This is a genomic window from Streptomyces sp. AB3(2024), assembly GCF_041862025.1.
In the GTDB taxonomy this organism is placed as follows: Bacteria; Actinomycetota; Actinomycetes; order Streptomycetales; family Streptomycetaceae; genus Streptomyces.
Genome location: NZ_JBGWAB010000264.1, coordinates 1 through 4,115, shown reverse-complemented (window position 1 = coordinate 4,115; position 4,115 = coordinate 1). Strand labels below are relative to the sequence as shown.

Annotated in this window: 5 protein-coding genes; 2 read left to right on the top strand and 3 right to left on the bottom strand. The window is 69.6% G+C overall.

The window, feature by feature from the left end:
- Nucleotides 1–1,509: 1,509 nt before the first annotated feature.
- The gene (locus tag ACEPPI_RS40035; RefSeq protein ID WP_373920166.1) at nucleotides 1,510–1,803 is read right to left on the bottom strand and encodes a hypothetical protein; all 294 of its coding nucleotides are present in this window, start codon (nucleotides 1,801–1,803) and stop codon (nucleotides 1,510–1,512) included.
- A gap of 389 nt (nucleotides 1,804–2,192) precedes the next feature.
- Here ACEPPI_RS40035 and ACEPPI_RS40030 point away from each other — a divergent pair, with 389 nt between their 5' ends.
- Together ACEPPI_RS40030 and ACEPPI_RS40025 are read left to right on the top strand one after the other, a co-directional pair.
- Nucleotides 2,193–2,411, top strand: coding sequence for a hypothetical protein (locus ACEPPI_RS40030; RefSeq protein WP_373920165.1), 219 nt, complete (start codon nucleotides 2,193–2,195; stop codon nucleotides 2,409–2,411).
- Nucleotides 2,412–2,534: 123 nt separating this feature from the next.
- Nucleotides 2,535–3,044 carry a hypothetical protein gene (locus ACEPPI_RS40025; RefSeq protein WP_373920164.1) on the top strand — a complete coding sequence of 170 codons (510 nt, stop codon included), beginning with the start codon at nucleotides 2,535–2,537 and terminating at the stop codon, nucleotides 3,042–3,044.
- 97 nt (nucleotides 3,045–3,141) lie between these two features.
- On the opposite strand, the gene ACEPPI_RS40020 is transcribed toward ACEPPI_RS40025, so the two are convergent.
- Nucleotides 3,142–3,378 (bottom strand): hypothetical protein, encoded by a 237-nt coding sequence (locus tag ACEPPI_RS40020; protein ID WP_373920163.1) that lies wholly within the window; start codon nucleotides 3,376–3,378, stop codon nucleotides 3,142–3,144.
- Between the two features lie 142 nt (nucleotides 3,379–3,520).
- Nucleotides 3,521–3,904, bottom strand: coding sequence for a hypothetical protein (locus tag ACEPPI_RS40015; protein WP_373920162.1), 384 nt, complete (start codon nucleotides 3,902–3,904; stop codon nucleotides 3,521–3,523).
- Nucleotides 3,905–4,115: the final 211 nt, after the last annotated feature.

Genomic DNA, 4,115 nt, shown 5'->3' with positions numbered 1-4,115 from the left:
CCTCCGGGCTTTCGTTCTGTTCTTGCGTTTCCGACTCTATCAGACTCTTTCGTGTCCGATTTCCCTCGGCGCTTTCCAGGTTCTGCGCTTTCGCGCTTTCCCTTTCCGGCGGTTCCGACTCTATCAGAAGTTTTCCACCGGATTTCCCCGGCTTCAGATTCCGAATGAAGAATCGAGTGCACCCGACAGGTGTTTGACGCCTTGTTGGGTGGGAGTTGCCGAACCTGTCCGGTTCGAGGCAACCGTTTGACTCTACAACCCTGCCTGTGGGGTGTCAAAACGGCGGGCGAGGGGTAGCGGGGGCCCTCGTCTGCACACGTGCCGGGCAGCCGCCGCGCCGCCGGTCGCTGCACGGAGTGGTACTTCAGGTGCCTGGCGAGGGGCATCTCGACCACTGAAGGCTCAAGGTGCTGTCGCCCGTCCCGGGGGACGAGAGCGACCTTGCCCGCGTCAACGTGGGCCACGAGCGCCGCCAGGTGCGCCACATCGTTTCTGGCAACCACTCGCAACCATGTGCATCGCCGGCACCCCGCTTTCGGCAGGTGCCTCGACGGGGGTTGCGATCGAGACGGTCCGCTCGCCGGTGCCGTCCAGACCAGGGCCGTGGCATCGTGCGGGCGCAGCGCAACGAGATTGAGCAGGACACCCACCGGGCCGTCGAGCGCGGCCGCGACCGGCACGGCGGTGCCGCCGATCACCCAGTCCGCTCCGTGCCGCAACCGTGAAGGCCGGGCCGTGCCGGAGTCCTCCGAGGCGGTGGTCGTGCCGTTCGTCCCGCCTGGGCCGCACGCTCGACGTTTTGGGCCGGCCCCGGCGCCTGGTGGCCCGCACGACGCAGAGATACGAAGCGGTCCAAGCACTGTTGGCCGAGAGGAAGTCTTTGACATCGATCGGCCGGACACTGCGGCTGGCCCCTTCCACCGTCCACCGTTTCGCGCGCGCCGCCAGCCTTGACGAACTTCTGGCCAGGCCACCGGCCGGCTGTCCGTGCTGGACGAGCGCAAGCCCTATTTCCACGCCCGCCGGCTGGAGGGCGGTCATGACATTCCCCAGCTCCACCGGGAACTGCGCGAACTCGGATTCACCGGGAGCGTCAGCCGCCGCCCGGCACGTCCACGACCTCGCTGAGATGCTCCACGACCTCCGAGGGGGCCAGCTGCCCGACTGGATGGACCGCGTCCTCGCCGCCGACCTTCCATCCCTCCACTCGCTGGTCAACGGCCTACGGCGAGATTTCGACGTAGTCACAACAGGACTCTCCACGCCGTGGAGCTCCGGCCAGGTCGAAAGCCCGGTCAGTCACGTCAAGCTCGTCAAGCGCGGGGCCCGCTCCTTCCTGAGAGGTCAACCCGGTGTTCGACCGCCGAAGCGTCGACTGCCTACCCGTAGCGCAACACGACGTGCGCATCCGGGACCGACACCACATCGGTGACGGGCCTGCCGGGTGACGGGCCTGCCGGGTGACCCGGCTCCGGACGAGCTAACGGCGGGGGCCTCGGGGACGGTCGGTCAGGGCTTGGAAGCGATTCGCTTGCTTACCTCGTTGCGGATGGTGGCCACGGTTGCGGCGAACGTGTCGAGGCTGATGGAGGCCGGCGGAGTATCGAAGTCGACGCTTCCGGCGACGGCGATGACGGCTGACTCATCTGCCCAGGTGCATTCGGGTTCGAGGCTGGTGAACGACTGGCCCGCCTCGTGACGCCTCTTTGTCACACGGCACGACAGGGGTTCGCCACCGGAGGGGGTGATAGCTCGAGGGCCGACGACGGTTTCCTGCGGGAATTCCCAGCGGCGGTCCAGCATGTCCCAGCATGTGAGTGCGCGCCTGTACCGGGCTGGGCACGACCCCGTGCACACCAGTGACGGTCAGCATGTCCGCAGTCTTGTTCTTGTCGGTACTGGAAGGCCCCTCGTAGGCGGCGAAGACGGGGACCGGGTTGTCGATCCAGTCGGAGAGGCCGCGGGCGAGGGCTCGATCAGGCTCTCCGTGCCCGGTCTCCTTTGCTCCCGCCGAGGTCGGCAGTCCACGACCGGCCGTCACGGCCACGCTCCACGCCGTCCACCGAAATCCGGCAGCGCCGCCCCGGACCGTGGCGAAACTCGCCGCAGAGGCGGGCCTCTCCCGGGCAGCATTCACCGGACGCTTCGCCTCGTCCGTGGGCCAAGCCCCCAGCCACCTGACCTGGTGACGGATGACAACTGCGGTCGTCTGCTACGGGCAACGGAAGCACCCCCTGAAATCCGTTGCCGCCCACGTGGGATGCACCTCCGAGTCCGCCTTCGCCAGCGCGTTCAAGCGCGGACACGGCCTGGCCCCGGTACCCACCGGCGGAGTGGCTGAACTCGCCGCGGGAGCCCTGGGCGAGGAGCGGCTCGGCGCCGTCACCGCCCGGGCTGACCGTCCGCTTTGACCTTCGAGTGGGTCGAATCCCGAGGATGACGCGGGGCCGGAGCCCGAACCACCGCTCCCGCGCCGGCCCGGCATGCCGATCGGCGGCCATCCCCCACCCGAGCAGGACGACGAGGAACGCCCCATGACCACTTCACCCGCCGGCCCCGACCCGACCATGGACGCCATCGGCCAGGCCGTCACCGAAGGCCGGGCCGGTGACAGCCCCTCCGCCCGCCGGAAGCTCCTGGCCCTGTGGGCCACGATCGGCGTGACCGGCGACCCCCTGCACCGCTGCTCCCTCGCGCACTACCTCGCAGACCTCTACGAAGATCCCGCCCAAGCCCTGGCCTGGAACATCCGGGCCCTGGACGCCGCCGACGCGCTGACCGAGCAGCGCGCCCAGGAGCACCACGCCGGTCTGCGCATCGCCGGCTTCTACCCCTCCCTGCACCTCAACCTCGCCGACGACTACCGCCGGCTCGGCTCCTTCGAAGCCGCCACCGAGCACATCGAGGCGGCCGAGACGCTGACCCCCCGCCTTCCGCAGGACTCCTACGGTGACCTGGTTCGCGGCGCCATCCGGGAGGTCGCCGGAGCCATCGCCGCGCAGGACCGCACACGACGGGCATCCGCACCCGGCTCCCCCGCATGACGCACGCCTTTGCCCCGCCCCGAGCCGAGGAACAGGCCGAGCCGGCCGGGCACGTACCCGGCGGCCGCGCGTGGTCGCGGGGCTGGGGCGGGCGTCTTCAGAGGACGCGTAGCAGCCAGGGCAGTTCCAGCTCACGGACGGTCAGGCCGGCGGCCACCCGGAGCCGGTCCGCTTCGGGCACCCCGAGCCAGAAGGTGCCCCAACCGGCCGGCCTCGCGTCGGCCCCGGCTGCGGTGAACTCCTCACGGGCCCGCCACGGGTCTTCGGGAAGCGGACCAAGACCGAACAGCAGCCGGGTGTAACGGAGTTGTGCGGGGAGGTATCCGGCGAGCACGGGAGGGGCGGACGGCCGAAGCCCGTTGATCGCCTCCTCGGCGGCCGTAGAACCGGTCCACCAGGATCTCGGCCCGCCCCGCCGCCGCCTACCGCGCCCGCCGCAAGTCCGCCCGCTGACGGGGCCGCCCTGGTCCCCGGGTTCAGGGACAGCGATCCACCACCACGTCGTGGGGCCACGCGTCGTGTTCGATGAAGTGCTCCACGGCCCGGCAGGCCACGGAGAAAGCGACGGTCTCCCTGTCGGAGTACGTGTCGATCTGCCCGTTGGACAACAGGTATCCGCCCGAGATGCCCTCGGCCCGCGGATCGACCAGGTGCTCCCCGGGATCACCCGCACCGTCCACCAGGGCGACCATCGCGCGCTCGCCGTTGGTGACCAAGGACAGGAGGCGGCCCCGGCCATCCTCGAACCACGTCTCCTGGCTCGCCCAGTCCAGCCTCCGTACGAGCAACGACCGCGCTTCCGCACCGGAGTAGCCGTCGGAGGCAGAGCCCAGCAGACGCCAGGGATGAGACATGGTCATGGGATTCTCCGGATTCTCCGGTCCTGGGTGCCCCGTGCCTGACCGGAGACATGCTGATGGTCCCACCCGCGATCACGCCATGGACGTCGCCGACGGCACCGCCGGCCCGGGGCGAACGGGTGGATCGGCCGGTAAATGCCCGTAAACGCAGAAAAGCCCCGCACCATAAGGTGCGGGGCTTTCCCACAATGATTGTTCGGCGGCGTCCTAC